Origin of the sequence: Psychromonas arctica, assembly GCF_038155225.1 — a bacterium.
Lineage (GTDB): Bacteria > Pseudomonadota > Gammaproteobacteria > Enterobacterales > Psychromonadaceae > Psychromonas > Psychromonas arctica_B.
The window spans coordinates 1-22765 of sequence record NZ_JBAKBA010000006.1 but is presented as its reverse complement, the minus strand read 5'-3'; the positions used below and the strand labels follow the sequence as shown (position 1 = coordinate 22765).

Genomic DNA, 22765 nt, shown 5'->3' with positions numbered 1-22765 from the left:
CGAATTAATCACGAAGACTCGAAAGGTAAAAAAGGTTAGAAAAAGGCATTGATTGTTTAATCACCTTGTTATTTTTGCTTATACCAATGGAATTAAATAAGTGATCAGAGATTGCGCAGGAAAAATGAACACTAATAAGGCGAGAGTTGTAGGAGATAGTTGTTCTCACTTCAAAACTTACAACGCAGTTAGGGATAATTTTAACCAGCAAGAATGATCACCTTATTAATTCTTTTAGTATTATCTTCCTTCGTGCTCTTCGTGCAGCGAAGCGGCTTCGTGGTCGTTTTTATTTTTAAAACCTTTTAAAACCCAAAACAGAATTAACTACGAAGATAGGAAGAGAAGAGAAAATTAAGTAAAAGGATTTTATTACTAAATTGTATTGAATTGAGTGGTAAATAATATTGTTGTTAAATACATTGTCTTATAAAGCCTTGATGTTGTTTTAAACTGTTTTTGGCTTGGTTAACATCTAAGCCCGTTAGCACCATTACGATTGCTGTTTTACAATGATTACCTGAGTCTTTTAATGCAATTTCTGCTACTTCTCTAGAACACTCTGTTGCTTCCATTATTATTTTCTTTTGTCGCTCTATTAACTTTTCATTGGTTGCTTGTACATCAACCATTAGGTTACCAAAGACTTTACCATTTTTAATCATAGAACCTGTCGTTAGCATATTCAGTACCATTTTTTGCGCGGTGCCCGCCTTCATTCTTGAAGATCCTGTCACAACTTCGGGTCCAACAATGACATCTAATTTAACATCAGCAATATTTGCCATTTCGCTATTGTTGTTACAACAAAGACTGATAACAGTACAACCTAGATCTTTTGCATATTGCATCGCGCCAATCACATAGGGAGTACGTCCACTGGCAGCAATGCCCACAACAATATCTTTATCATTTAACTTTATATTCAGTAAGTCTTGTTGACCTGCTTGAGTATTATCTTCTGCATTTTCAACCGCTTTTAAAATAGCTGGCTTGCCACCGGCAATTAATCCAACCACTTGTTCCGCTGGACTACCAAAAGTAGGAGGGCATTCACTTGCATCTAAAATACCTAAGCGCCCAGACGTTCCTGCGCCACAATAGAATAAACGTCCGCCTATACTAAAAGCATGCTGAATAGCATCTACTGCTAGAGCAATGTTAGGGAGGATAGCTTCTACGGCAATAGCGACTTTTTTATCTTCGTTATTAATAATAGTAAGCATATCTAATGTTGATAGAGTATCAATATCTGCACTTGCTTGATTGCGGCTTTCGGTAATAAATTGCTGTAAAGATAAATTCATAATAGACACTTAGTTATAATAGCTTTTAACACTGAGGATGTAAGTTGCTATAATAACAGCTCACTTAATTGAGTTGAATTGATATCATGAAGCAGCCTTCGAAAAGACCTAATAACCAACACTCACAAACATCTACTGGTAAAATTAATCTTGAAAAAAATGAACAAGTCGAGAAATCAGAATATACTGAAAATATAATGTTTACAAAAAAGCAGAAAATAGCAACTTTGGTGAAAAATACTTTACAACTAGTGTTAGGTTTGTTGATTATCATGTTATTTTTATCAATTGCTAGAATGATTACTAGTTATTTTGATAGTACTTTTCCTGCTTCAATATTGGGCATGTTGATGTTATTTGTAGCACTCTCATTAGGCATTATTAAATTAAATTGGATAGAGTTTACTGGGAATTTATTCTTAAAATATTTAGCTTTATTATTTATCCCTATCGGAGTTGGTTTGATTAATTATTTTGAATTGATTGCTGAACACTGGTTAGTGATTGTATTCTCATTATTCTTTACTACATTGTTGACCTTATTTATGGTCGGTCATTGTTATCAATGGTTAACTAGAGAGGAAGGATAATGTTTGTTTATATTGCTACACCGATTACCTTATTATTGTTTTTTTTAGCTAAAAAACTATATAGCTTAAAACCAAGCGGGCTATTAAATCCTGTTCTATTAACCATACTCAGTTTAATTTTAACATTACTCCTATTAGATATACCTTTTGCTGAGTATCAACAGGGAACGTCAGTAATTACTGCATTTTTAGAGCCTGCTATTGTCGCGTTAGCAGTGCCACTGTATTTACAATTAAAAGTGATTAGGTCGCGTTTAAAATTCATTCTAACCAGTTGTTTACTCGCAGTTTTTGTGGCCTTTACCTGTGCTTTTTACATTATGCCTTTGCTAGGTGCTGATTTAATTACAGCAGCTTCTTTTGCTGGACAGTCTGTTACAACACCTATTGCGATGGAGATTAGCTCAAACTTAAATGGCATCGTTTCCTTGACCGCCGCTATGGTTATTTTTGCAGGTATTATTGGTGCCAGTATTGGCTTACCTTTCTTAAGGTTATGTAAAGTAAAAGATCAACAGGCAATTGGTGTTGCTATTGGTTGTGCATCTCATGCACTAGGTACGGCTAAAATTTTAGAAGATAACGAAGAAGCTGGTGCTTTTTCTTCTATCGCTTTAATTGTTTGTGCAATATTATCTGCGCTGATTATGCCAATACTCTACCAATGGCTTATTGTATAATTTCAGGTTTATTTTAAAGATTTATACCAAAATCAATCTTTATATCAATCACATTAATTAACAGATCTATTTCACTTGTTAAAATAACTTATTTCTTCGTTGTAAATTTGCAAAGGGAATAACCATTAACATTTTTTAGTTAATTCTCAGATAGACGATTAACGAAGTTAATCTTTGAATGGCCTCAATTTACGCCTTGAATTAAGCCATTTTTCCTGTGTGAAATTTAGTTCACTTATTTAATGTAATCGGTATTACTTAAAAATAGGCAATAAAAAACCGAAGCAAGCTTCGGTTTTTTGATCTTCTATTCATTACAACTTAATGTATATGATGAGTACTCGCTAATTAATCAGCCGCGTAACCAAACTCGTCTAACTGTTTATTATCTAAATAGGCAAACTGACCCTGCATATTTAAACGACCACTAACAAACCAAGAGGCGGCAAGGGCATATATTTGATGCTCTTGCGTTAACACTCGTTCTGTTAAATCTTGTGCACTATCTTCAGAGAAAATAGGCACTTTAGCTTGTAATACTGTTGGACCACTATCAAGCTCTGGCGTAACAAAATGTACCGTTGCACCATGCTCTTTATCACCAGCATCAATAGCACGCTGATGTGTATTAACACCTGGATATTTTGGTAACAAAGACGGGTGAATGTTAAGCATTTTACCTTGATATTGATTAACAAAATCAGAAGTTAAAATTCGCATAAACCCTGCTAATAAAATAAGATCCGGTTGTAACTTATCTAATTCAGCTGCTAATAAAGCATCGTATTGCTCTCGCGATCCGACACCTTTACTTTCAACTAAGATAGCAGGAATATTTGCTTCACTAGCACGTTGTAATCCAAACGCATCTGCTTTATTGCTGATCACAGCAACAATTTCGACTTGTTGATCATTTATTTGCTGTTTATGTAACTTATCCATTAGTGCTTGCAGGTTACTGCCGCTTCCTGAAATAAGTACAACTATCTTTTTAGTCGCCATTGTATTATTTGATCTCTACTTGAGATTCACCTTCAGCTGCGTCTTCGATATGACCTAATACCCAAGCGTTTTCACCTTGTGCATTTAAGATCTCAACTGCTTTTTCTTTTTCAGCAGCAGGTACAACAATCATTAGGCCAACACCACAGTTAAATGTGCGGTACATTTCTTCTGTTTCAACGTTACCATTTTCTTGTAACCAGTTGAAAATAGCAGGCCATTCCCAGCTCTTACCATCAACAACTGCTTTGCTGCCAGCGGGTAATACACGAGGAATATTTTCCCAGAAACCGCCACCAGTAATATGTGAAATAGCATGTACAGGACAGTTTTTGATTAATTCTAATGTAGATTTAACGTAGATTTTAGTTGGCGTTAATAACGTATCGCCTAGAGTTGAATCACCAAAGGGTGCACTTGTATCTGCTTTTGACACTTCTAAAATTTTACGAACGAGTGAGTAGCCGTTTGAGTGAGGACCACTTGAAGCAACAGCGATTAAAGCATCGCCAGCAGCAACTTTAGTACCGTCGATCACTTCTGATTTTTCAACAACACCAACACAGAAACCAGCGATATCGTAATCGTCACCTTCATACATGCCTGGCATTTCAGCTGTTTCGCCACCGATCAATGAACAGTTTGATAATAAACAACCTTCACCAATACCTGTCACAACATCTGCAGCTACATCAACATCTAATTTACCTGTTGCGTAATAGTCTAGGAAAAATAATGGCTCTGCACCTTGAACGATTAAGTCGTTCACGCACATAGCAACAAGATCAATACCAACCGTATCATGCTTTTTAAGGTCAATGGCTAAACGTAATTTTGTGCCTACACCATCAGTACCTGCAACTAATAATGGCTCTTTATAACCTGTTGGTAGTTGACATAAAGCGCCAAAACCACCAAGTCCGCCCATTACTTCAGGACGTTTAGTGCGTTTTGCTACACCTTTAATACGTTCAACTAATGCTGTACCTGCGTCAATATCAACACCAGCGTCTTTATAGCTTAAAGAGGTTTTTTGGTTGCTCACTTGCATTCCCCACAAATAGAAGTTAAAAGCGAAAATCGCTTTAAAAAGTTTAGAAGATAAAAATTGTCCGCATTTTAGCATTTATAAGACTAGGGTCGAATTATTTCTGAAAAGAATTGTCTATTTTGATGAATATTTTCGTAATACTCGTGCTAAGTGATTAAAATACATATAATAGTCAGGCCTTTTTAGATATTTATTAACTGAAACTTGCATTAGTATAGGATCTGCTTATGATCTCCTTCATATTGATTAATTTAATGGTTGTGTAAATAAATGAAAAGTAATCGTTTAGTTCGTTTTTTTGCTGTAATAAGTTTGTTTTTCTCGGTACACAGCGTTGCTTTACCTCAGATTAGTCCTTATCAAGGGTTAGTACCTGCAGAAGACAGCAATGAAGATAAATTAAGAGAAGCAGCGCTCGAACAAGTTTTAATTAAAGTATCTGGTAATGTGGATATTGTTAAGTTAGATGGCAGTAAAACGCTCGCTAAAAGCATACCTGATATGCTGGCTCAGTTTGGTTATCAAGATATTAATGATAAACGTTTCTACTTTGCTCTTTTTGAAAAACAAGCCATTAATAGTGCGCTTAACGCAATGCAACAGCCTATTTGGGGTGAAACACGACCTAGCCCATTAATTTGGTTAGTGAATGAAGATAGACAATTAACATCTGAGAACATGATTGATAGTAGCCAAGATGGCGCAATATCATGGGGGTTAAATAAGTCGCAAATAGAACGTGGGATCACGGGGAAATTTCCGCTTGTTGATCTTGATGATCTCTTAACCGTTTCAGTGTCTGATGTAAGTGGACGTTTTTATCAAACCGTTGCCGATGCTTCTAAACGCTATGATGCAGAATATTTTGTGTTAGCTAATTTAACCAGTATCAACGCACAGCAATGGCAGTTAAAATGGGAACTTGTGCAGTACAATGCGCAAAGTAAAAAAAATCAAGTGTTGATTAAACAAACAAGTAATGGCGACAAAGCAGGTGTGATGTCTACAATGCTAGGTGAAATAGCTGATTACTACGCTAAGCAATTTGCCATTTTAGAAAATAATGGTGCAAGATCTGCTCAGTTATTAAATATTAATAATATTAACTCTCTCGCAAAGTTAATGAGTATTAACGATATTCTTAATAACTTAAATTCAGTAGAGAGTTTTGAAGTTGTTAGTTTAGATGATAAAAAATTAGAAGTATTAGTGACATTAAAAGGTAGCTTAGCGAGTTTGGAAAATGCATTGAACGCACAACCAAAATTGCAAAAAGATTTAATATCAACCGCTCCTTTTTACTATAATTGGCAACCATAGAGTATTTAATGCCTCAAGATGAATTAAGATTTCAATACCCTTTACTTGCTTTAAAGTTTCCAGACGATGAAACGTTTGCCAGCTTTTATCCAGGTCAAAATGCAGAACTGTTAACGTTACTTAAAAATAACGTGGTAGGCATCGGCGAACCCATATTATATATGTGGGGAGAATCCGGCAGTGGTCGTTCTCATTTACTACATGCATTATGTTCTGAAGTAGATGAAATAGGTGAAACCGTTGCTTATATTCCTTTGCACCATTACCGCAGTATGACCTTAGATATTTTCGAAAACATGGAAAATATTACGCTTGTTTGTATTGATAATGTCGATGCAATTGCGGGTGATAAAAAATGGGAAAAAGCTCTTTTTGATTTTTATAATCGTTGGTTAGATAATAAAGATAACCGAGTCCCTGGTGCTAATTTAGTAATTTCTGCTAGCGACTTACCTAAACAAATAGGAATTGAGTTAGTTGATTTAGTCTCGCGTTTAGAGTGGGGCGCTTGCCATCATTTACAACCGCTTAATGATGAAGAAAAACTAGGCGCTTTACAATTACGAGCTCAATTAAAGGGCATGCGTTTACCGATTGATGTCGGACGTTTTTTATTAAATCGTCTGTCTCGTGAAATGTGTATGTTGCTGAATACATTAGACCAATTAGATAATGCCTCATTAGAAGCGAAACGAAAATTAACCATTCCTTTCGTTAAAGAAGTGTTACGTTTATAACGGGTTCATAGTGAAAACGGATAGGTTCACAACGTAAAAATAAAAACCAATAAAAAAGCCACTTACTGAAGTGGCTTTTTAGTTTTAGAGTTCGTCTTAAAGACTTTAATGGGTCATTTCTTTTTTTTACGAATGCTTAATCCAAGCTCTATCCCACGGTATTTTGCAAAGTAGATGTTACCCGCTAAAAATAAACTCGCTAATATAAATTCAATAATAGCTAACCAAAGTTCTTGATCGTTCCCCATGATGATGACACTGCCATGCATGATGTATATAAGTGATATAAAACCACTCCATGCATAGGTATAAGGATTGCCCTGAACAATGCCTTTTAAAGGACATAACAATGGAATTAACCAAATCAGTGTTATTAAAATTGGGCTAATACCTAAAGGAGGTGGTGATAAATAAAGGTGCCAAAGAGGAACCAATATTAATAAACCAAAATATCCACATTGTGCAATACGTTGAAAATGTAAAGTGTTCATTTAATCCCTTTATCGTTAATGCTATTAATAAAAAACGAAGTTTACAACTAAAGTATCGCGAGTACTGACTCAGGAGGACGACCAATCGCCGCTTTTCCATTTGCCACTACAATCGGGCGTTCAATTAGTTTCGGGTTCGCTTGTAAAGCGGTTACTAAAGTCGACTCATCATGCTCTGAAGCAAGGTTTAGTTCTTTATATAACGTTTCTTTCGTGCGCATTAGTTGTCGTGCAGAGTTAAAACCTAATTGTGAAATAAGTGTTTGAATACTTTCCACTGAAGGTGGGTTTTCCAAATACTTTATTATTTCAATCGAATGTTGTTCATTGTCGATTAACGCTAATGTTTCACGGCTTTTAGAGCAACGTGGATTGTGGTAAAAAGTAATATCTGTCATAACAACCTCGTATTATATTAAGTCTTTATTCGGCAGGCCAAATAGCAATGTAGTCTTCTAAATTATCTGGGTCAACTTGCGTTTCTGATACAATTTTACCTCGAATTGAGTGACCCCCTTTATGCATCGCAGACTGACTTCCTGTTATTAAAGGATGCCATTCAGGTAATGGTTTCTCTTCAATTAATCGTTTATAAGCACAACTCGCTGGTAACCAATGAAATTGTTCAATATCATCCAATGATATTTTTACGCAGTCAGGCACTATTTTTAATCGATTTTCATACTTTTTACATCGACAGGTTTTTGTATGTAAAAGATGACAAGCCACATTGGTAAAATGTAACGCTTCTGTTTCATCATCAATTATTTTATTAAGACAGCATTTACCACAGCCATCACAAAGTGATTCCCATTCATTTTGAGACATTTGTGATAGTGTTTTAGTTTCCCAGAAATTATTCATTTATTACTCTTTTCTCTTACTTAACTACGATCGGTGGTGACACAATACGCTCAGATAAGTAAGTTACTGCTGTCGCAAAATAATAAGAACGGTTCCAATGCATCAATACTTTATAATTATTGTATGCCAAATAAACTCGTCCATTTTTGTCGTCAGGAATGACAATCGAAGCCTGTAAGTCTACATTGGGTAAGTCATGACCATCATAACGACGAACACCTAGTGCTTGCCATTCAATTAATGATTTTTGTTGTTTAATCCCTGCTAATTCAACATCAAAGTCACTAGGTAATTTAACTTGGCGTCCCCAAATATGACTATCATCCCAACCTTCTGTTTTCAGGTAGTTTGCGGCAGAAGCAAATACATCCCCAGGTGTATTCCAGATATCTTTTCTACCATCACCATCGTAATCGACAGCATAGTTTAAATATGAAGTTGGCATAAATTGTACTTGACCCATTGCTCCGGCCCACGAACCAATAAACTTATCTTTAGTAATATGCCCTTGCTCTAAAATGGTTAGTGCAGCAAATAGTTGTTTTTTGAATAACGTTTCGCGACGACCTTCATAAGCCATGGTTGTTAATGATGAAACAACATAATGACGTCCTGTTAAACGTCCAAAGTTAGTTTCAATGCCCCATAAAGCAACAATAAAACGTGGTTGTACTCCGTATTCTTTACCGATTTTTTGTAATAAGTGATAATTTTTTTTATAAGCTTCTCTTGCTTGTTTAATTTTCCAATCAGGCACTGCTCTTGGAATATAGGTATCCAGTGTCATTTTAAATTCAGGTTGTTGTTTATCTGAAGATACACTGCGTTGTAAAAATTTAACGTCTTCAAAAGCACTATTAACCGTATTTTCATTAATACCTAATTCGATTGCTTCTTTTTTAAGATCTTCTACATATTTAGTAAATGAAATGTCACGCTCAACATTTGCAAAACTACTTGTAGAAAAGCTACATAAAGTGATAATAGATAAACTTTTTAGAATAAAGTTAATGTTTTTGGAAAATAAATTAATTGTTTTCATGACTCTGATTCCAATTGCTGTAGTTTGCGATTTTTATGGTCTTTTAAATAATCAATAGGTGGCGGTGGTAACTGTAAATAAAACCCTGAGTCAGTGACTTCTTTTATTACTCTAGAGGCCTCTGCTATCGCCATTTTTGTGGTTTCTTTGATATTTAATATAGAAACTAATTGTGGTGGACCAAATTGTTCTAGCAAAGGAGTAGGGACTTGAGAGAAGTCATCTCGTTTTGCAACAAAAATATAGGTTTGTGGTTTACGGATACTTTTATATACAGCACATAACATAATACTTATCTAGCCCTTTGCTTGCCTAATGTTGATGCAAACTATAACATGCATAAGCATTTATTTTTTATAGAAATTGACTGAATTTTATGTCAAATAATAAAGATTTAATTAGAAAGGACAATTATGACGTTAAAATCGTTAAATTTTACCTTGTTAGTAGTAAACCTGGAGAGTGAAACACTTTCAGAGCTGGCCGATGAATTAAATAAAAGACGGTTAATGGCCCCTGAATTTTTTGCTCAAACACCGATGGTTGTTAATATTGTAGAATCTTCATTAAATATTGATTTTTTACAATTGCAACAAACCGTAGAAGAGCATGGTTTTATTTTGACAGGTATTACGGGCAAAGTGTCAGAGCAGCAAAAAGATCAAGCAAGTAAATACTCTATTGCTGTATTGCATGGTTCGAAAAGACAAATCGTTAAAACTGCACCAGCTGAACAAAAGTCAGAACAGGATGCGGATTCAACTGCAGATATTAAAGAAAGCACTGAAGCGACACCGGAAGAGTCATTTGTTCCAGGTGAAGTGAAAACGAAAGTGCATAATGGCCGAGTTCGTTCAGGCCAACAGATTTATGCTAAAGAGTGTGATTTGGTGATTAGTGGTGATGTAGGCGCTGGTGCTGAAGTCATTGCTGATGGCAATATTCATATTTACGGTACGTTAAGAGGTAAAGCGCTAGCGGGTGCCATGGGTAATACGGGTGCGGCCATATTTTGTACAGTATTAGAGCCTGAATTAGTATCAATCGCGGGTGTTTATAAATTAAGTGAAACATTACCAGAGGATATGTGGTCAACCTCTTGCTCTGTTTCTTTAGAAGATCAGAATATGGTCTTTTCAAGTTTAAATAAAATTTAAAATACAAAGGAAATTTATATGGCAAAGGTAATTGTTGTCACGTCTGGTAAAGGTGGTGTTGGTAAAACAACAAGCAGTGCAGCTATTGGTACTGGTTTAGCTAAAACAGGTGCTAAAACCGTGATTATCGATTTTGATATCGGCTTAAGAAATTTAGATTTGATAATGGGTTGTGAACGCCGTGTTGTTTACGACTTGATCAACGTTATTAATGGCGAAGCAAATTTACAACAAGCATTAGTGAAAGATAAGCGTGTTGAAACACTTTATATTTTACCTGCTTCACAAACACGTAATAAAGATGCTTTATCGCAAGAAGGTGTTGCAGAAGTTATTGAAGCGTTAAAAGCTGATGGTTTTGAATATATTATTTGTGATTCACCAGCGGGTATTGAGCAGGGTGCAATGATGGCATTGTATTTTGCTGATGAAGCTATTGTAACTACTAACCCAGAAGTATCATCGGTGCGAGATTCAGACCGTATTACTGGTATGTTATCAAGCAAGTCACACCGTTCAGAAAAACAAATGGAACCGGTTAAAGTACATTTGTTAATCACGCGCTATAGCCCTGAACGTGTTGAACGTGAAGAAATGCTTAGTATCGAAGATATTGATGATTTATTAGGCATTGATTTACTGGGGGTTATTCCTGAATCTAAAGATGTACTAAGTGCATCTAACTTGGGTGAACCAGTGATTTTAAATCAAGAAAGTGATGCAGGTAAAGCTTATCAAGATGCAGTGGATAGACTGTTAGGTCACCAACGTGATTTACGTTTTGTTACTGTTGAAAAGAAAGGCTTTTTAAGCCGTATATTTGGAGGGTAAGATGGGATTATTACAATACTTTAGAAAGGATAAACCTAAAAAAGGTACTGCAAAATTAGCAAAGGATCGCTTACAAATTATTGTTGCTCATGAGCACTCTAGTTTTGATGTCCCTTCATATATGCCTGAATTACAAAAAGAACTAGTCGCTGTTATTCGTAAATATATGGATATTTCGTCTGAAGATGTTAAATGTGAATTTAATGATAAAGCGGATGATGATATGTCAGTATTAGAAGTTAATGTAACACTACCGAAATTAAAGTAAGTTATTGGTTTCATTGCATGTTATTTCATTATAAATAGCTGTGCGATGAACAGTGTTACTATAAAAATGCGACTAATTAGTCGCATTTTTTATGCCTATAATATACAGACAATATTATGTATTTTTAATCGCGTTAGCTAAAGGTCATTTTAGTAAAAGGCTATTCAGCTATATCTTTCATTAAAGTGATTTTATTAATAATAACAGGCTCTACAGGTTTATCTTGTGATGCTGTTTTAACGTTAGCTATTTTATCAACTACCTCTAACCCTACAGTTACTTTACCAAACACTGCATAGCCCCATTTATTAGTACTTGCATCTAAAAATGAATTATCTTTTTGATTAATAAAAAATTGACGTGAAGCTGAATGAGGATTACCAGTACGTGCCATTGAAATAGTACCTCGTTCATTACTCAGTCCATTTTTAGATTCATTCTCAATAGAAGCAAATGTTTCTAAACGTTGACCAGATACTGAGAAGCCACCACCTTGGATCATAAAACCTTCAATGACACGGTGAAAGGTCGTTGCTTTGAATTCATCTCTTTTAATGTAAGCTAAAAAGTTAGCCACGGTTTTAGGCGCCTTCTCAGGATATAACTCGACAGTTATCTGTCCTTGGTTAGTATCAATCACCACACTTGGGTTAGCTGCTAGTGCTAAATGACTGGTTAATAATAAAATGAATGCCGTAATGTATTTCATGATGATTCCTTGTTTTTGTTTTTTATATTTAAAAGTCGTAGTGAATACTAATTTGTTGTTAGGAAAAGTTCTAACATAATCGTTAATTAAAACGCTTGCATCTGTTCGTTTAGCTCTTGGTCTTCAACAATTTGTTTTAATAAAAGCGATAATTGCTTATTCATACGTTTAGTAATGTCTGCAATGTTAGCTGAGAAAGCGGCATCCCATTGTTTATTGGCACGAAATAACTTGATGAAGGATTTACCTTGATGAGTTAAAGCGATTTTAACCATCATTTGTGATGATACATCGTAACTTGCTGTGTTCTCTGTGACTGTTGCGAGTGCTTTCACTAATTTAATATCTATTTTGTAATTACTCGTGTGATCTATTTTCAACTTATTATCTAACCAGGCTTGCGTTAAGCTTTTTTCAATTAATAAGCGCAAAGATTGTTGCTCATTAATTAACTGTGCAACATTATCGCCATCGACTATTTCGATCAAATGACGTGCTACTCGCTCATCTTGACTATTAATTTTCCAAGGCTGTGAGTTTGTAAAAGTATAAGCCCCTTTTTCAATATTAAGTTCTGGCATAATATTGGTATAAGAAGGTGTTGAAGTACAACTGATCAATGTTAATAAACTGGTGATTATTAATAATGGTTTGAAAAAAGCGTTAAACATTTTAAGATCCTAATAAGAGAATTAAAAACACATCATAACAAACCTAATATTTAAGCGAATTAATAAATCTGAACATAATGCCTAATTGCTTTAATTTTCAGTTGTAATTATTTTTCAAAAGCGTTTTTTCCATTAAATAAGCTATTTTATCTTGTAAATACCTATTATTTTCCATTTTCAATAAAGAAATTGGTTCATGAGTTTATAAAAACAATTTATGTAAAATATGAGCAATGTTACCGATTTTTTTTGATATGAGATCTTCGTCATATTAACTTAATCTTTCTGTAACACTGATGAAATCTAGGCTAGCGGTGGTTATCCACTTTTCCTGTGGATAACTCTGTGGGAAGTTAAAGAAGAACGTACTGAAACCCTTGATATCACTTGGGTTTGATTAGATCGAGTTATTTTTAACCGTAAAATATAGTCCTTTAATTTCAATTGGTTATAATCGTCAAGTGGTTTTTTTTAGGTTTTTAAAGTTCTCTTCAATATCTCTTTTGTTTTTTAGTGTGTCAATAGGTTTATGTGAATATTTACGGAATAAATATATTTATTTATATTGACAAAGTTTTCCTTTAAGGAATCTTAATTGCTTGTTTAATGAGCGCTATATTTATTTAATATATCCGGCTAGAGTGCTATGTCTATTAAGTCACTGAATCTTTTTTATTAATGTTGAAGGCTTTTTATGGTCACTTTGTAGCAATTTTGTTAATGAAAATAGCTGATTCAGTATTAGATATTTATGTAACCTCTATTTTCATCTGTTTTCTATTTAGGACTGATCTGTATTTACATTTTATTTTTAAAAACGATCCGTCTATTCGCTATTAGTAATGTTAAGATTAACCAATAAATTAAAAGATATAATGAGGATCTATGAGTAAACCGTTTGAGCTAGTTTGTCCATTTACTCCAGCAGGAGACCAACCACAAGCGATTACAAAATTGGTAGAAGGCATAGAGTCTGGTCTTGCGTTTCAAACGTTACTTGGTGTGACAGGGTCTGGTAAAACATTTACCTTAGCGAATACTATTGCTCAATTAAATAAACCCACCTTAATTCTTGCTCCAAATAAAACACTTGCTGCGCAATTATACGGAGAAATGAAAGCTTTTTTTCCGAACAATGCTGTCGAATACTTTGTTTCTTATTATGACTATTACCAACCTGAAGCTTACGTGCCCAGTTCAGATTCCTTTATAGAAAAAGATGCCGCAGTAAATGCACATATAGAGCAGATGCGTTTATCCGCAACCAAAGCGTTATTAGAGCGTGATGATGTGGTGTTAGTTGCATCAGTTTCTGCGATTTATGGTTTAGGCGATCCACAGTCTTATTTAAAAATGATGTTACATATTAGTGTGGGTGAAATAATTTCTAGTAGAGAAATTTTACAACGCTTAGTGGACATTCAATATACTCGTAATGAAACAGAGTTAAGCCGTGGTACTTTCCGCGTGCGTGGGGAAGTGGTTGATATCTTCCCTGCTGATTCAGAAAAGCAAGCGATTAGAATAGAGTTATTCGATGATGAAGTGGAAAATATTAGCATATTTGATCCATTAACTGGTCAACAAATTGAACAACTGTCTCGTACTACTATCTTTCCTAAAACTCACTATGTAACGCCTAAAGAGCAAATTCTTAAAGCAATAGAAGGTATCAAAGAAGAATTACAAGATCGTAAGAAAACCTTCTTGGCTGAAAATAAACTGATAGAAGAGCAACGGATTTCACAACGTACTTTGTATGATTTAGAGATGATGAACGAACTAGGCTATTGTTCTGGTATTGAAAACTATTCTCGTTATTTGTCTAGCCGTGGAATAGGAGAAGCACCACCGACATTATTTGATTACTTGCCTAGTAATGGCTTATTAGTCATCGATGAAAGTCATGTTACTGTGCCACAAATCGGCGCGATGTATAAAGGTGACCGATCACGAAAAGAAAACTTAGTTAATTATGGGTTCCGTTTACCTTCAGCATTAGATAATCGTCCATTAAAATTTGAAGAATTTGAAAAACTAGCGCCACAAACTATTTATGTTTCCGCCACACCGAGTGATTATGAAATAAATAAATCACAGGGCGATATTATCAGGCAGGTAATCCGTCCAACGGGTTTGTTAGACCCCATTATCGAAGTACGTCCAGTGGCAACTCAGGTAGATGACTTATTATCTGAAATTAATATTCGTGTTCCAAAAAATGAGCGAGTTTTAGTCACCACGCTAACCAAGCGTATGGCTGAAGATCTAACAGAATACTTAAGCGAACATGGTGTTAAAGTACGTTATTTACATTCTGATGTTGATACGGTTGAGCGAGTTGAAATTATTCGAGATTTGCGTTTAGGTATATTTGATGTGCTAATCGGCATTAACTTGCTTCGTGAAGGGTTAGATATTCCTGAAGTATCTTTAGTGACTATTTTAGATGCAGATAAAGAAGGCTTCCTACGTTCTGAACGTTCATTAATTCAAACCATGGGGAGAGCCGCACGTAATTTAGAAGGGAAAGCGATTCTTTATGCGGATAGAATTACCGAATCAATGCGTAAAGCCATTAAAGTCACGGAAGATAGACGAATATTGCAGGATGACTTTAATAAAGCCAATGGCATTGAACCTAAAGGTTTATCGAAAGAAGTCACTGACGTCATGCAGTTAGGTCAAAAACCTCAACCAAAAAGTAACATTACACCTCTTAATGTGGCTGAAAATGGTGGTTCATATAACGCTAAGAAACCATTACGTACAGAGCAAGATATCTTAAAAGAGATCGCAAAAATTGAAAAACAAATGTTTGCTTTTGCTAAAGATTTGGAGTTTGAAAAAGCGGCACAATTACGTGACCAAGTAACAAAATTACACGAGCGACTTTTGTCAGTTGGGTAATTATCTTTTGATTAACTGGGCGAGTCATTATAGTGTAGTTATTTTACACGATAGAAAAATAACCTTATGTTTGTTTAACTAAGAAAAGTGAACATAAGGTTGATTCTTATTAGGTTAAATTTTACCTGTAATATATTAATCAAAACTTTTAATTTTAAACTTCAATCAATCTTACTGCGATATAAAGTTAACAATATCACTAGACTCATATAACCATTGAGTTTCACCGTTGCTATGTTCAATACGTAAACATGGTACTTGCTTTTTACCACCACCTTGGATCAAATCACTTCGATGTTGATTATTCTGCTGAATGTTTCTCGGTTCAATATTAACACCTAGTTTTTGTATTGCTTTACGTGTCATTACACAATAAGGACAGGCATCATAGTAATAAAGAGACATAGATTTAGGTTGTGTTTGTGATAACGTCATGCGCTTTTCCTCAATGAGTATTATTTTCTTTTTTAAATTTTAAGTAAATGATAAGCGATGTAGTGACATATAATGAGAAGAGTTAATTAACTAAACTTAATTAACTAAACACAATCAAGCCAATTACTACAAAGCTATTTTTACTAAATTCTTAATATTTGCGGCTTTAATATAAGGTACTATTCAGTGATTAAAGCAACCAAATGTCTTAAGTTTGCCCCCATTTGTCCAAATGATTGTTTCGTCGATAAAATCCAGTCGCTATTTATTGCAATTTGTGTCCTCTTTAGAAACATAATGGGCAGTCGATAGGGGGGAGAGCTAAACAAAAAAAGGCGTGTTGAATTATTTAGTTTATTTTAGGCATTACTCATTACTTCTCTTATCAGTAAAATAGATCAGTTAATTAGTGTGGTTGGTATTATTAGCCCAAGGGCGTTAAAGTGTATTGTTTTGCAATGGTATTAGTGACTTGAATTAAACGCTTTTTAATTTCAGATTCAATATTAGTTTTTGTTTTTATTAAATCAACAACAGCAATATAAGCGATAGTGGTTAAGTTGTTTTCTTGAAAGTAAAAAGCAATATTGTTGTCAATAATCCAGTCTTCTTTCCTTCTTGTTGTGTTTTTTTCTTGATCAACAATAAGTAAATCGTCTGTTAACACTCTAACTAATGCAAAGTGGAAAGATAAAATACAAGTTTCATTACCATACCAATCAGCTTTTAATGCTTGAAAATTAATCCACATTTCTAATTTATTTAATAAAGGAGAAAGTGCACTGGAAAATGTTTGGTCGGCAACGACTTTAATAGGAGGTGTTTCTTGTGTCATGTTACCTACTTACCTTATATTTATGTGAGTAGAGAAAGGCGAAGGCTATACTCTCAGCATTCAAGCCTAATTCTACTCGTTATTTGTTGTTTACTAATATTACTTACTAATTTTCTATATTAGTAAGTAAAGTTAAAGTACAGCTAACCCTTCCTTTTCTAACAACTCAATCAAAGAGATAAGTGGTAAGCCAATTAAACTATTTGGATCTTTACCGTCAAAGCGACTGAATAAACTAATACCAAAACCTTCACTTTTAAAACTACCGGCGCAATTATAAGGTTGTTCTTTATTCAGATAGTTAGTAATCATCTGATCTGATAACGCTCGGAAATATACTTGAAAGGGTTCAACTAAAGAATGAACTTGGCTTGTTTTACTATTAACGACAGCGAGTCCTGTGTAAAAAGTGACATGTTGACCGCTCGCCGCTTTTAATTGCTTAAAGGCATTTTCAAAGTTACCTGGCTTGCCTAATATTTTACCGTTGTTTAAACAAACTTGGTCTGACCCTATGATTAAGGCATCTGGAAAGTCATTAACCACTGCTTGGGCTTTTGCAATTGCTAGCCTTTCTACTAGTTGAACTGCGGTTTCTCCTGGCAATTCGTCTTCGTTAACCTGTGGGTTAGCTGTGGAAAAGTCTAGATGCAGTTTTTCTAACAACTGTTTTCTAAACGGTGAAGTCGATGCTAACACTAGCTTTTGTGGCATAATAGACCTTACTTAAGTATAAAAATAAGTTTATTTTAAGGACTACGAAAGAATAAAGCGATAGCTGAATAAAAACTTAAGAAAAATAACGCTTTTTCTTTGACTATATTGAACTCTATCTATATTATTCGCCACCATGCAAAAGGTTAAACTACCGATTAGCGTTGATTCTGTTCGCGCTGCTAATAACAGATTAGAGATACTAGCTAGCCTAGACAAATCTTTATTAAGCAGATTAATAGAGTCAACAATCAGTATTCAATCTGATATCGATACTTATTTTGCCTTTGATGTTGATCAGCAGAAGCTGAAAATATTCAATGGTAAAGCAAGCGTCGCAGTAGAACTCACTTGTCAACGGTGCAATGAGCCTATGATTTATCAGTGCGAAGCTGAATTTACGTATTGTCCCGTTCTTAATAAAGAACAGGAAAATAATTTACCAGACGTTTATGAACCCATTTATTACGATGAAAATGGAGAGGTAAATCTTCATCAAATAGTTGAAGACGAGCTATTATTAACACTTCCTCAAATTGCGAAACATGCAATTGAAGATTGTAAATATGGTGAGTACGAAAGTACCTTCGGCGAAATTGAAGAAGAACAAGAACGTCCTAACCCATTTGATGCGCTAGCTCAGCTAAAGCTCAAGTAACAAGCAGGAATTTTTAAAATGGCAGTACAAAAAAGTCGTAAGACTCCTTCAAAACGCGGTATGCGTCGTTCACATGATGCACTAAGTGCACCAACTTTAACTGTTGATAGTACTTCTGGTGAAACTCACCGTCGTCATCACGTTACTGCTGACGGCTTCTACAAAGGCAAAAAAGTCATCGAAAAGTAAGTTATTACTTTGCGTAACTTTACCATTGCGCTTGATGCCATGGGGGGAGATTTTGGCCCCCATATTTCTTTACCTGCCAGTTCGAAATCCTTACTATTACACCCCAATTTATACATCACTATTGTTGGTGATAAACAAATAATATCCCCTTTATTAAGTCAATATCAGTTACTTGAACACCCTCGAATCAAATTTATGCACGCCCCAGAAACCATATCAATGGAAGATGATCCTGTTTCTGTATTACGTCATCGATCTCAGTCTTCAATGCTCGTTGCGTTACAATTAGTAGCGAGTGGTGGTGCAGATGCTTGTGTGAGTGCCGGTAATACAGGGGCGCTTATGCTATTAGCTAAGCACACTTTAAAAACACTTGAGGGGATTTCTCGTCCAGCATTAGTTTCAGCCTTACCTAATAATCGTGGCGGGCATAGTTACTTAATGGATTTAGGGGCGAACCTTCAATGTGGTTGTGATACGTTATTTAATTTTGCATTAATGGGTAGTGTATTGTGTGAAAAAGTGGAACAGCTAAGCTCCCCATCGGTTTCATTATTGAATGTTGGTCGTGAGACTAACAAAGGCAATGATACGATAAAGCACTGTGCAAATTTGTTGGCTAATACTGAATATATAAATTATATCGGTTATATAGAAGCTAACGAGTTATTTGATGGTCGTGCGGATGTTGTTGTAACTGATGGTTTCAGCGGTAATATTGCACTGAAAAGTTATGAAGGGATGGGGCGAGTATTTTTAGCGCAATTACAAAAAGCAATGGATGCAACTTGGTATAGTCGATTTCTTGGTAAGTTGTTGAATCCAATTATAAAAAACCAATTAAAACATTTGCATCCAGATCTGTATAATGGTGCCAGTTTGATTGGGTTACGTGGCATTGTTGTAAAAAGTCATGGTAGTGCAAATGTAGAAGCATTTACTTATGCAATAGAACAAGCAATTAAAGAAATTCAATGGCAGATACCTGCTTGCATCAGCGCAAGGTTGGAGTCTGTCTTAGCAGAGCGAGATTGTTTATCACATGAATAGCAAAATTATAGGTACGGGTAGTTATTTACCAACAACAGTACGCACCAACCAAGACTTGGAAAAGATGGTTGATACAAGTGATGAATGGATCACTGTACGTACTGGTATAAAAGAACGTCGCATTGCTAATGAACAAGAAACGATAGCTTTCATGGGCAAACAAGCTGGAGAGCAAGCTTTACAAGCTGCGAATATGAAAGCAAGTGATTTAGATTTAATTATTGTGGCAACCACAAGTAATCACAATGCTTTCCCTTCGGCCGCTTGTGAAGTACAAAACTTGTTAGGTATATATGATATTCCCGCGTTTGACGTATCAGCAGCTTGTGCTGGCTTTACTTATGCGTTAAGTGTTGCTGATAACTTCATTAAAGCGGGGAGCGCAAAGAACATATTAGTTATTGGTGCTGATGCGTTAGCTAATACCTGTGATCCAGAAGATAGAAGTACTATTATTTTATTTGGCGATGGTGCCGGTGCGGTTGTATTAACTGCTACTGAAGAACCTGGTATTTTATCTACTCATATCAATGCTGATGGACGATTTGGAGATTTACTCAAACTACCAAATGTAGCGAGAGGCAAAGAAGATACATTGACTAATTCATATTTAACAATGGCTGGTAATGAAGTATTTAAAGTCGCTGTTAAAAAATTAAGCCAAGTTGTCGTTGATACACTAGCAGCAAATAATATTGAAAAAGATCAGTTGGATTGGTTAGTTCCTCATCAAGCGAATCAACGTATTATTGCTGCGACAGCAAAAAAACTAGGTATGTCTATGGATCAAGTTATTTTGACGCTTGATAAACATGGCAATACTTCAGCAGCTTCAGTACCACTTGCGTTAAATGAAGGCGTAAGAAGTGGTAAAATTAAACCTGGCCAGCTTGTTTTGTTAGAAGCATTTGGTGGTGGTTTTACTTGGGGTAGTGCACTTGTCGTTATGTAGTTATATAGTTATACAACTAAGTAGTTAAGTAGCTATACAGGAATAAGACGAGTTTATTTTAAAAACATTACAAAAGTAATAATAGAAAATTTAGGAATTAAAGATGACAAACTTTACATTTGCCTTTCCTGGCCAAGGTTCACAAAGCTTAGGTATGTTAGCTGATTTAGCGGCTGCACATCCTGTTGTAATTGATACATTTAAAGAAGCAAGTGACGCTTTAGGCTATGACCTTTGGACATTATGCCAAGAAGGGCCTGTAGAAGCTTTAAATCAAACAGATAAAACTCAACCCGCATTATTAGCTGCATCAGTTGCTGTTTGGCGTGTTTGGGCTGAAATGGGTGGTCAACAACCAACGACTATCGCCGGGCATAGCCTAGGTGAATATTCTGCATTGGTTTGTGCTGGTGTTATCGATTTTAAAGATGCATTAAAATTAGTAGAGCTTCGTGGGCAACTAATGCAACAAGCTGTTCCTGCTGGTGTTGGCGCTATGTATGCGATTATTGGTCTAGGTGATGCTGAAATTAAAGCTGCATGCGAACAAGCTGCACAAGGTGAAGTCGTTTCTCCTGTTAACTTTAACTCGCCTGGTCAAGTGGTTATCGCTGGTAATAAAGATGCGGTAGAACGTGCGGGTGTTTTATGTAAAGAAGCGGGTGCAAAGCGTGCTTTACCTTTACCAGTATCTGTTCCTTCACACTGTGCATTAATGAAACCTGCCGCAGATGAGTTGGCAATTGCATTACAAACAGTACAATTTAATACACCAACAATATCTGTTATTAACAATGTTGATGTCGCTATTGAAACTGATGCGAACAAAATTAAAGATGCATTAGTGCGTCAATTATATTGCCCAGTTCGTTGGACAGATATTATCGTTAAAATGGCTGAGCAAGGTATTAACTTACAAGTTGAAGCCGGCCCTGGAAAAGTATTAAGTGGTTTAGTTCGTCGTATCGATAAAAGTTTTACGGCACAAGCAATTAATGACACAGCAAGTTTAGCGGCTGCATTAGCTGCTGTTAAAGGAGAATAATAATGAGTATGCAAGATCAAGTCGTATTAATTACAGGTGCAAGTCGTGGTATTGGGCGTGCAATTGCTGAAAGTTTTGTTGCATTAGGTGCAACGGTACTGGGTACAGCAACTAGCGAAAGTGGTGCTGCTGCAATTAGTGAATATTTAGGTGATGCAGGTAAAGGTTTTGTATTAAACGTGACTGAAACTGAATCAATAGATGGACTATTTGCTGAGATTAAGAAAGAATTCGGCAGTGTTGACGTATTAGTTAACAATGCAGGCATCACACGTGACAACCTATTAATGCGCATGAAAGATGCAGAATGGGATGACATTATCGGTACTAACTTAACGCCTATTTTTAAATTGAGTAAAGCGGCACTTCGTCCTATGATGAAGAAGCGTGCTGGTCGAATTATTAATATTGGTTCAGTAGTCGGCACTATGGGTAATGCTGGTCAAGCTAACTATGCTGCTGCAAAAGCGGGTGTAATTGGTTTTACTAAATCTTTAGCACGTGAAGTTGCAAGTCGTGGTATTACTGTTAATACAGTGGCGCCAGGTTTTATCGAAACTGATATGACTAAAGCGTTGAATGAAGATCAACGTGCTGCAACACTAACAAATGTGCCTGCAGGTCGTTTAGGCGACCCTAAAGAAATCGCTGCTACAGTTGTGTTTTTAGCTTCTGAAGGCGCTGCTTATATCACCGGTGAAACTATTCACGTTAACGGTGGTATGTACATGGTCTAGTTGTTGACAAACTCTGTTAAGCAATTAAGCTAAAAAAAGATAGATATTCTACTAATTTGTTGATTAAAATCTTAAAATACTGGTCTAACCAGTGATAGAATACTTGAATATTAAACGCGATAGAATAAACTACCGCAACTTAACGCAAAAGCGTAATTACAAAGGAAGATAAAAAATGAGCAATATCGAAGAACGCGTAAAAAACATCATCGTTGAACAGTTAGGTGTTCAACTTGACGAAGTTAAAAACGAAGCTTCTTTCGTTGACGATCTTGGTGCTGATTCACTAGACACAGTTGAGCTTGTAATGGCTCTTGAAGAAGAATTCGATACAGAGATCCCAGATGACGAAGCAGAGAAAATCACTACTGTTCAATCTGCTATTGATTACGTTGTTAACAACGGTTAATTCTTCACTTTAATGTGTAGAAAATTTCTAAAAGGCGGTCTTCTGACCGCCTTTTGTTTTCTAAAGATAAATTTTTCTAAAGATAAATTTTTCTAAAGATAAATTTTTCTA

The 22765-nt window shown here is 35.5% G+C and carries 28 protein-coding genes; 15 read left to right on the top strand and 13 right to left on the bottom strand.

Translation table 11 applies throughout. The features are described 5' to 3' along the window. Positions 1-413 precede the first annotated feature (413 nt). Positions 414-1307, bottom strand: coding sequence for an N-acetylmuramic acid 6-phosphate etherase (gene murQ / locus V6255_RS03995; RefSeq protein WP_341626974.1), 894 nt, complete (start codon positions 1305-1307; stop codon positions 414-416). A gap of 86 nt (positions 1308-1393) precedes the next feature. On the opposite strand from murQ, the gene V6255_RS03990 reads away from it, so the two are divergent. Both V6255_RS03990 and V6255_RS03985 read left to right on the top strand, forming a co-directional pair. Continuing rightward, positions 1394-1897 carry a CidA/LrgA family protein gene (locus V6255_RS03990; RefSeq protein WP_341626973.1) on the top strand — a complete coding sequence of 168 codons (504 nt, stop codon included), beginning with the start codon at positions 1394-1396 and terminating at the stop codon, positions 1895-1897. Further along, a complete protein-coding gene (locus V6255_RS03985; RefSeq protein ID WP_341626972.1) occupies positions 1897-2577 on the top strand; it encodes an LrgB family protein in 681 nt (226 codons plus the stop codon). Before V6255_RS03990 ends, V6255_RS03985 begins: the two co-directional genes overlap by 1 nt. A gap of 348 nt (positions 2578-2925) precedes the next feature. Here the strand turns inward: V6255_RS03985 and purN are convergent, their stop codons facing one another. Together purN and purM are read right to left on the bottom strand one after the other, a co-directional pair. Continuing rightward, positions 2926-3579, bottom strand: coding sequence for a phosphoribosylglycinamide formyltransferase (purN, locus tag V6255_RS03980; protein ID WP_341626971.1), 654 nt, complete (start codon positions 3577-3579; stop codon positions 2926-2928). A gap of 4 nt (positions 3580-3583) precedes the next feature. Next, positions 3584-4624 (bottom strand): phosphoribosylformylglycinamidine cyclo-ligase, encoded by a 1041-nt coding sequence (gene purM, locus V6255_RS03975; protein WP_025565477.1) that lies wholly within the window; start codon positions 4622-4624, stop codon positions 3584-3586. A 276-nt stretch (positions 4625-4900) separates the two neighbouring features. Here purM and V6255_RS03970 point away from each other — a divergent pair, with 276 nt between their 5' ends. Together V6255_RS03970 and hda are read left to right on the top strand one after the other, a co-directional pair. Continuing rightward, complete coding sequence (locus V6255_RS03970; protein WP_341626970.1) at positions 4901-5950, top strand: DUF2066 domain-containing protein; 1050 nt, start codon at positions 4901-4903, stop codon at positions 5948-5950. Between the two features lie 8 nt (positions 5951-5958). Next, the gene (hda, locus tag V6255_RS03965) at positions 5959-6687 is read left to right on the top strand and encodes a DnaA inactivator Hda (protein WP_160062803.1); all 729 of its coding nucleotides are present in this window, start codon (positions 5959-5961) and stop codon (positions 6685-6687) included. Between the two features lie 113 nt (positions 6688-6800). On the opposite strand, the gene V6255_RS03960 is transcribed toward hda, so the two are convergent. From V6255_RS03960 to V6255_RS03940, 5 genes are read right to left on the bottom strand one after another with little or no spacing between them, the layout of a single operon-like run. Next, positions 6801-7178 (bottom strand): DUF2069 domain-containing protein, encoded by a 378-nt coding sequence (locus V6255_RS03960; RefSeq protein WP_160062801.1) that lies wholly within the window; start codon positions 7176-7178, stop codon positions 6801-6803. Between the two features lie 47 nt (positions 7179-7225). Next, entirely contained in the window at positions 7226-7576 is a 351-nt protein-coding gene (arsC, locus tag V6255_RS03955; protein ID WP_341626969.1) for an arsenate reductase (glutaredoxin), read from the bottom strand. A 25-nt stretch (positions 7577-7601) separates the two neighbouring features. Then, the gene (locus V6255_RS03950) at positions 7602-8042 is read right to left on the bottom strand and encodes a YcgN family cysteine cluster protein (RefSeq protein WP_025565483.1); all 441 of its coding nucleotides are present in this window, start codon (positions 8040-8042) and stop codon (positions 7602-7604) included. A 16-nt stretch (positions 8043-8058) separates the two neighbouring features. Beyond that, positions 8059-9084: a lytic murein transglycosylase gene (locus V6255_RS03945; protein WP_341626968.1), complete on the bottom strand. Its 1026-nt coding sequence runs from the start codon at positions 9082-9084 to the stop codon at positions 8059-8061. After that, on the bottom strand, positions 9081-9371 hold the full coding sequence (locus V6255_RS03940) for a YcgL domain-containing protein (RefSeq protein WP_298940219.1): 291 nt from the start codon (positions 9369-9371) through the stop codon (positions 9081-9083). The genes V6255_RS03945 and V6255_RS03940 overlap by 4 nt, the downstream gene beginning before the upstream one ends. A 126-nt stretch (positions 9372-9497) precedes the next feature. Between V6255_RS03940 and minC the strand changes: the two genes are divergently transcribed. Genes minC through minE form a run of 3 tightly spaced genes read left to right on the top strand, consistent with a single transcriptional unit; the run spans position 9498 to position 11340 of the window. Continuing rightward, positions 9498-10241 (top strand): septum site-determining protein MinC, encoded by a 744-nt coding sequence (minC, locus tag V6255_RS03935; RefSeq protein WP_341626967.1) that lies wholly within the window; start codon positions 9498-9500, stop codon positions 10239-10241. An 18-nt stretch (positions 10242-10259) separates the two neighbouring features. Continuing rightward, complete coding sequence (gene minD, locus V6255_RS03930; protein WP_160062791.1) at positions 10260-11072, top strand: septum site-determining protein MinD; 813 nt, start codon at positions 10260-10262, stop codon at positions 11070-11072. A 1-nt stretch (position 11073) separates the two neighbouring features. Then, positions 11074-11340, top strand: a complete 267-nt coding sequence (gene minE / locus V6255_RS03925; protein WP_160062789.1) for a cell division topological specificity factor MinE — start codon at positions 11074-11076, stop codon at positions 11338-11340. A 160-nt stretch (positions 11341-11500) separates the two neighbouring features. On the opposite strand, the gene V6255_RS03920 is transcribed toward minE, so the two are convergent. Further along, complete coding sequence (locus V6255_RS03920) at positions 11501-12049, bottom strand: peptidylprolyl isomerase (RefSeq protein WP_341626966.1); 549 nt, start codon at positions 12047-12049, stop codon at positions 11501-11503. Positions 12050-12135: 86 nt separating this feature from the next. After that, positions 12136-12720, bottom strand: a complete 585-nt coding sequence (locus tag V6255_RS03915; protein WP_341626965.1) for a YajG family lipoprotein — start codon at positions 12718-12720, stop codon at positions 12136-12138. Positions 12721-13605: 885 nt separating this feature from the next. Between V6255_RS03915 and uvrB the strand changes: the two genes are divergently transcribed. Further along, a complete protein-coding gene (gene uvrB, locus V6255_RS03910) occupies positions 13606-15630 on the top strand; it encodes an excinuclease ABC subunit UvrB (protein WP_160062783.1) in 2025 nt (674 codons plus the stop codon). A gap of 171 nt (positions 15631-15801) precedes the next feature. On the opposite strand, the gene V6255_RS03905 is transcribed toward uvrB, so the two are convergent. From V6255_RS03905 to V6255_RS03895, 3 genes are all read right to left on the bottom strand, one after another. Further along, positions 15802-16065: a glutaredoxin gene (locus tag V6255_RS03905; protein ID WP_341626964.1), complete on the bottom strand. Its 264-nt coding sequence runs from the start codon at positions 16063-16065 to the stop codon at positions 15802-15804. A 424-nt stretch (positions 16066-16489) separates the two neighbouring features. Then, a complete protein-coding gene (locus V6255_RS03900; RefSeq protein WP_341626963.1) occupies positions 16490-16900 on the bottom strand; it encodes a hypothetical protein in 411 nt (136 codons plus the stop codon). A 132-nt stretch (positions 16901-17032) separates the two neighbouring features. Then, positions 17033-17614 carry a Maf family protein gene (locus V6255_RS03895; RefSeq protein WP_341626962.1) on the bottom strand — a complete coding sequence of 194 codons (582 nt, stop codon included), beginning with the start codon at positions 17612-17614 and terminating at the stop codon, positions 17033-17035. Between the two features lie 136 nt (positions 17615-17750). On the opposite strand from V6255_RS03895, the gene yceD reads away from it, so the two are divergent. The 7 genes from yceD (at position 17751) to acpP (ending at position 22654) form a co-directional block, all read left to right on the top strand. Then, entirely contained in the window at positions 17751-18272 is a 522-nt protein-coding gene (gene yceD / locus V6255_RS03890) for a 23S rRNA accumulation protein YceD (RefSeq protein ID WP_025562453.1), read from the top strand. An 18-nt stretch (positions 18273-18290) separates the two neighbouring features. Continuing rightward, positions 18291-18461 (top strand): 50S ribosomal protein L32, encoded by a 171-nt coding sequence (rpmF, locus tag V6255_RS03885; protein WP_025562454.1) that lies wholly within the window; start codon positions 18291-18293, stop codon positions 18459-18461. 9 nt (positions 18462-18470) lie between these two features. Further along, entirely contained in the window at positions 18471-19511 is a 1041-nt protein-coding gene (plsX, locus tag V6255_RS03880) for a phosphate acyltransferase PlsX (RefSeq protein WP_341626961.1), read from the top strand. Further along, positions 19504-20463 (top strand): beta-ketoacyl-ACP synthase III, encoded by a 960-nt coding sequence (locus V6255_RS03875; RefSeq protein WP_341626960.1) that lies wholly within the window; start codon positions 19504-19506, stop codon positions 20461-20463. The genes plsX and V6255_RS03875 overlap by 8 nt, the downstream gene beginning before the upstream one ends. Before the next feature lie 103 nt (positions 20464-20566). Further along, complete coding sequence (gene fabD, locus V6255_RS03870) at positions 20567-21508, top strand: ACP S-malonyltransferase (protein ID WP_341626959.1); 942 nt, start codon at positions 20567-20569, stop codon at positions 21506-21508. Between the two features lie 2 nt (positions 21509-21510). Beyond that, the gene (fabG, locus tag V6255_RS03865; RefSeq protein ID WP_160065137.1) at positions 21511-22245 is read left to right on the top strand and encodes a 3-oxoacyl-ACP reductase FabG; all 735 of its coding nucleotides are present in this window, start codon (positions 21511-21513) and stop codon (positions 22243-22245) included. A gap of 175 nt (positions 22246-22420) precedes the next feature. Next, the gene (gene acpP / locus V6255_RS03860) at positions 22421-22654 is read left to right on the top strand and encodes an acyl carrier protein (protein WP_025562459.1); all 234 of its coding nucleotides are present in this window, start codon (positions 22421-22423) and stop codon (positions 22652-22654) included. Positions 22655-22765 lie beyond the last annotated feature (111 nt).

Coding starts and splice junctions, on each gene's coding strand:
- murQ (WP_341626974.1), bottom strand. CDS start 1,307: ATGAATTTATCTTTACAGCAATTTATTACCGAAAGCCGCAATCAAGCA.
- V6255_RS03990 (WP_341626973.1), top strand. CDS start 1,394: ATGAAGCAGCCTTCGAAAAGACCTAATAACCAACACTCACAAACATCT.
- V6255_RS03985 (WP_341626972.1), top strand. CDS start 1,897: ATGTTTGTTTATATTGCTACACCGATTACCTTATTATTGTTTTTTTTA.
- purN (WP_341626971.1), bottom strand. CDS start 3,579: ATGGCGACTAAAAAGATAGTTGTACTTATTTCAGGAAGCGGCAGTAAC.
- V6255_RS03970 (WP_341626970.1), top strand. CDS start 4,901: ATGAAAAGTAATCGTTTAGTTCGTTTTTTTGCTGTAATAAGTTTGTTT.
- hda (WP_160062803.1), top strand. CDS start 5,959: ATGCCTCAAGATGAATTAAGATTTCAATACCCTTTACTTGCTTTAAAG.
- V6255_RS03960 (WP_160062801.1), bottom strand. CDS start 7,178: ATGAACACTTTACATTTTCAACGTATTGCACAATGTGGATATTTTGGT.
- arsC (WP_341626969.1), bottom strand. CDS start 7,576: ATGACAGATATTACTTTTTACCACAATCCACGTTGCTCTAAAAGCCGT.
- V6255_RS03950 (WP_025565483.1), bottom strand. CDS start 8,042: ATGAATAATTTCTGGGAAACTAAAACACTATCACAAATGTCTCAAAAT.
- V6255_RS03945 (WP_341626968.1), bottom strand. CDS start 9,084: ATGAAAACAATTAATTTATTTTCCAAAAACATTAACTTTATTCTAAAA.
- V6255_RS03940 (WP_298940219.1), bottom strand. CDS start 9,371: ATGTTATGTGCTGTATATAAAAGTATCCGTAAACCACAAACCTATATT.
- minC (WP_341626967.1), top strand. CDS start 9,498: ATGACGTTAAAATCGTTAAATTTTACCTTGTTAGTAGTAAACCTGGAG.
- minD (WP_160062791.1), top strand. CDS start 10,260: ATGGCAAAGGTAATTGTTGTCACGTCTGGTAAAGGTGGTGTTGGTAAA.
- minE (WP_160062789.1), top strand. CDS start 11,074: ATGGGATTATTACAATACTTTAGAAAGGATAAACCTAAAAAAGGTACT.
- V6255_RS03920 (WP_341626966.1), bottom strand. CDS start 12,049: ATGAAATACATTACGGCATTCATTTTATTATTAACCAGTCATTTAGCA.
- V6255_RS03915 (WP_341626965.1), bottom strand. CDS start 12,720: ATGTTTAACGCTTTTTTCAAACCATTATTAATAATCACCAGTTTATTA.
- uvrB (WP_160062783.1), top strand. CDS start 13,606: ATGAGTAAACCGTTTGAGCTAGTTTGTCCATTTACTCCAGCAGGAGAC.
- V6255_RS03905 (WP_341626964.1), bottom strand. CDS start 16,065: ATGACGTTATCACAAACACAACCTAAATCTATGTCTCTTTATTACTAT.
- V6255_RS03900 (WP_341626963.1), bottom strand. CDS start 16,900: ATGACACAAGAAACACCTCCTATTAAAGTCGTTGCCGACCAAACATTT.
- V6255_RS03895 (WP_341626962.1), bottom strand. CDS start 17,614: ATGCCACAAAAGCTAGTGTTAGCATCGACTTCACCGTTTAGAAAACAG.
- yceD (WP_025562453.1), top strand. CDS start 17,751: ATGCAAAAGGTTAAACTACCGATTAGCGTTGATTCTGTTCGCGCTGCT.
- rpmF (WP_025562454.1), top strand. CDS start 18,291: ATGGCAGTACAAAAAAGTCGTAAGACTCCTTCAAAACGCGGTATGCGT.
- V6255_RS03875 (WP_341626960.1), top strand. CDS start 19,504: ATGAATAGCAAAATTATAGGTACGGGTAGTTATTTACCAACAACAGTA.
- fabD (WP_341626959.1), top strand. CDS start 20,567: ATGACAAACTTTACATTTGCCTTTCCTGGCCAAGGTTCACAAAGCTTA.
- fabG (WP_160065137.1), top strand. CDS start 21,511: ATGAGTATGCAAGATCAAGTCGTATTAATTACAGGTGCAAGTCGTGGT.
- acpP (WP_025562459.1), top strand. CDS start 22,421: ATGAGCAATATCGAAGAACGCGTAAAAAACATCATCGTTGAACAGTTA.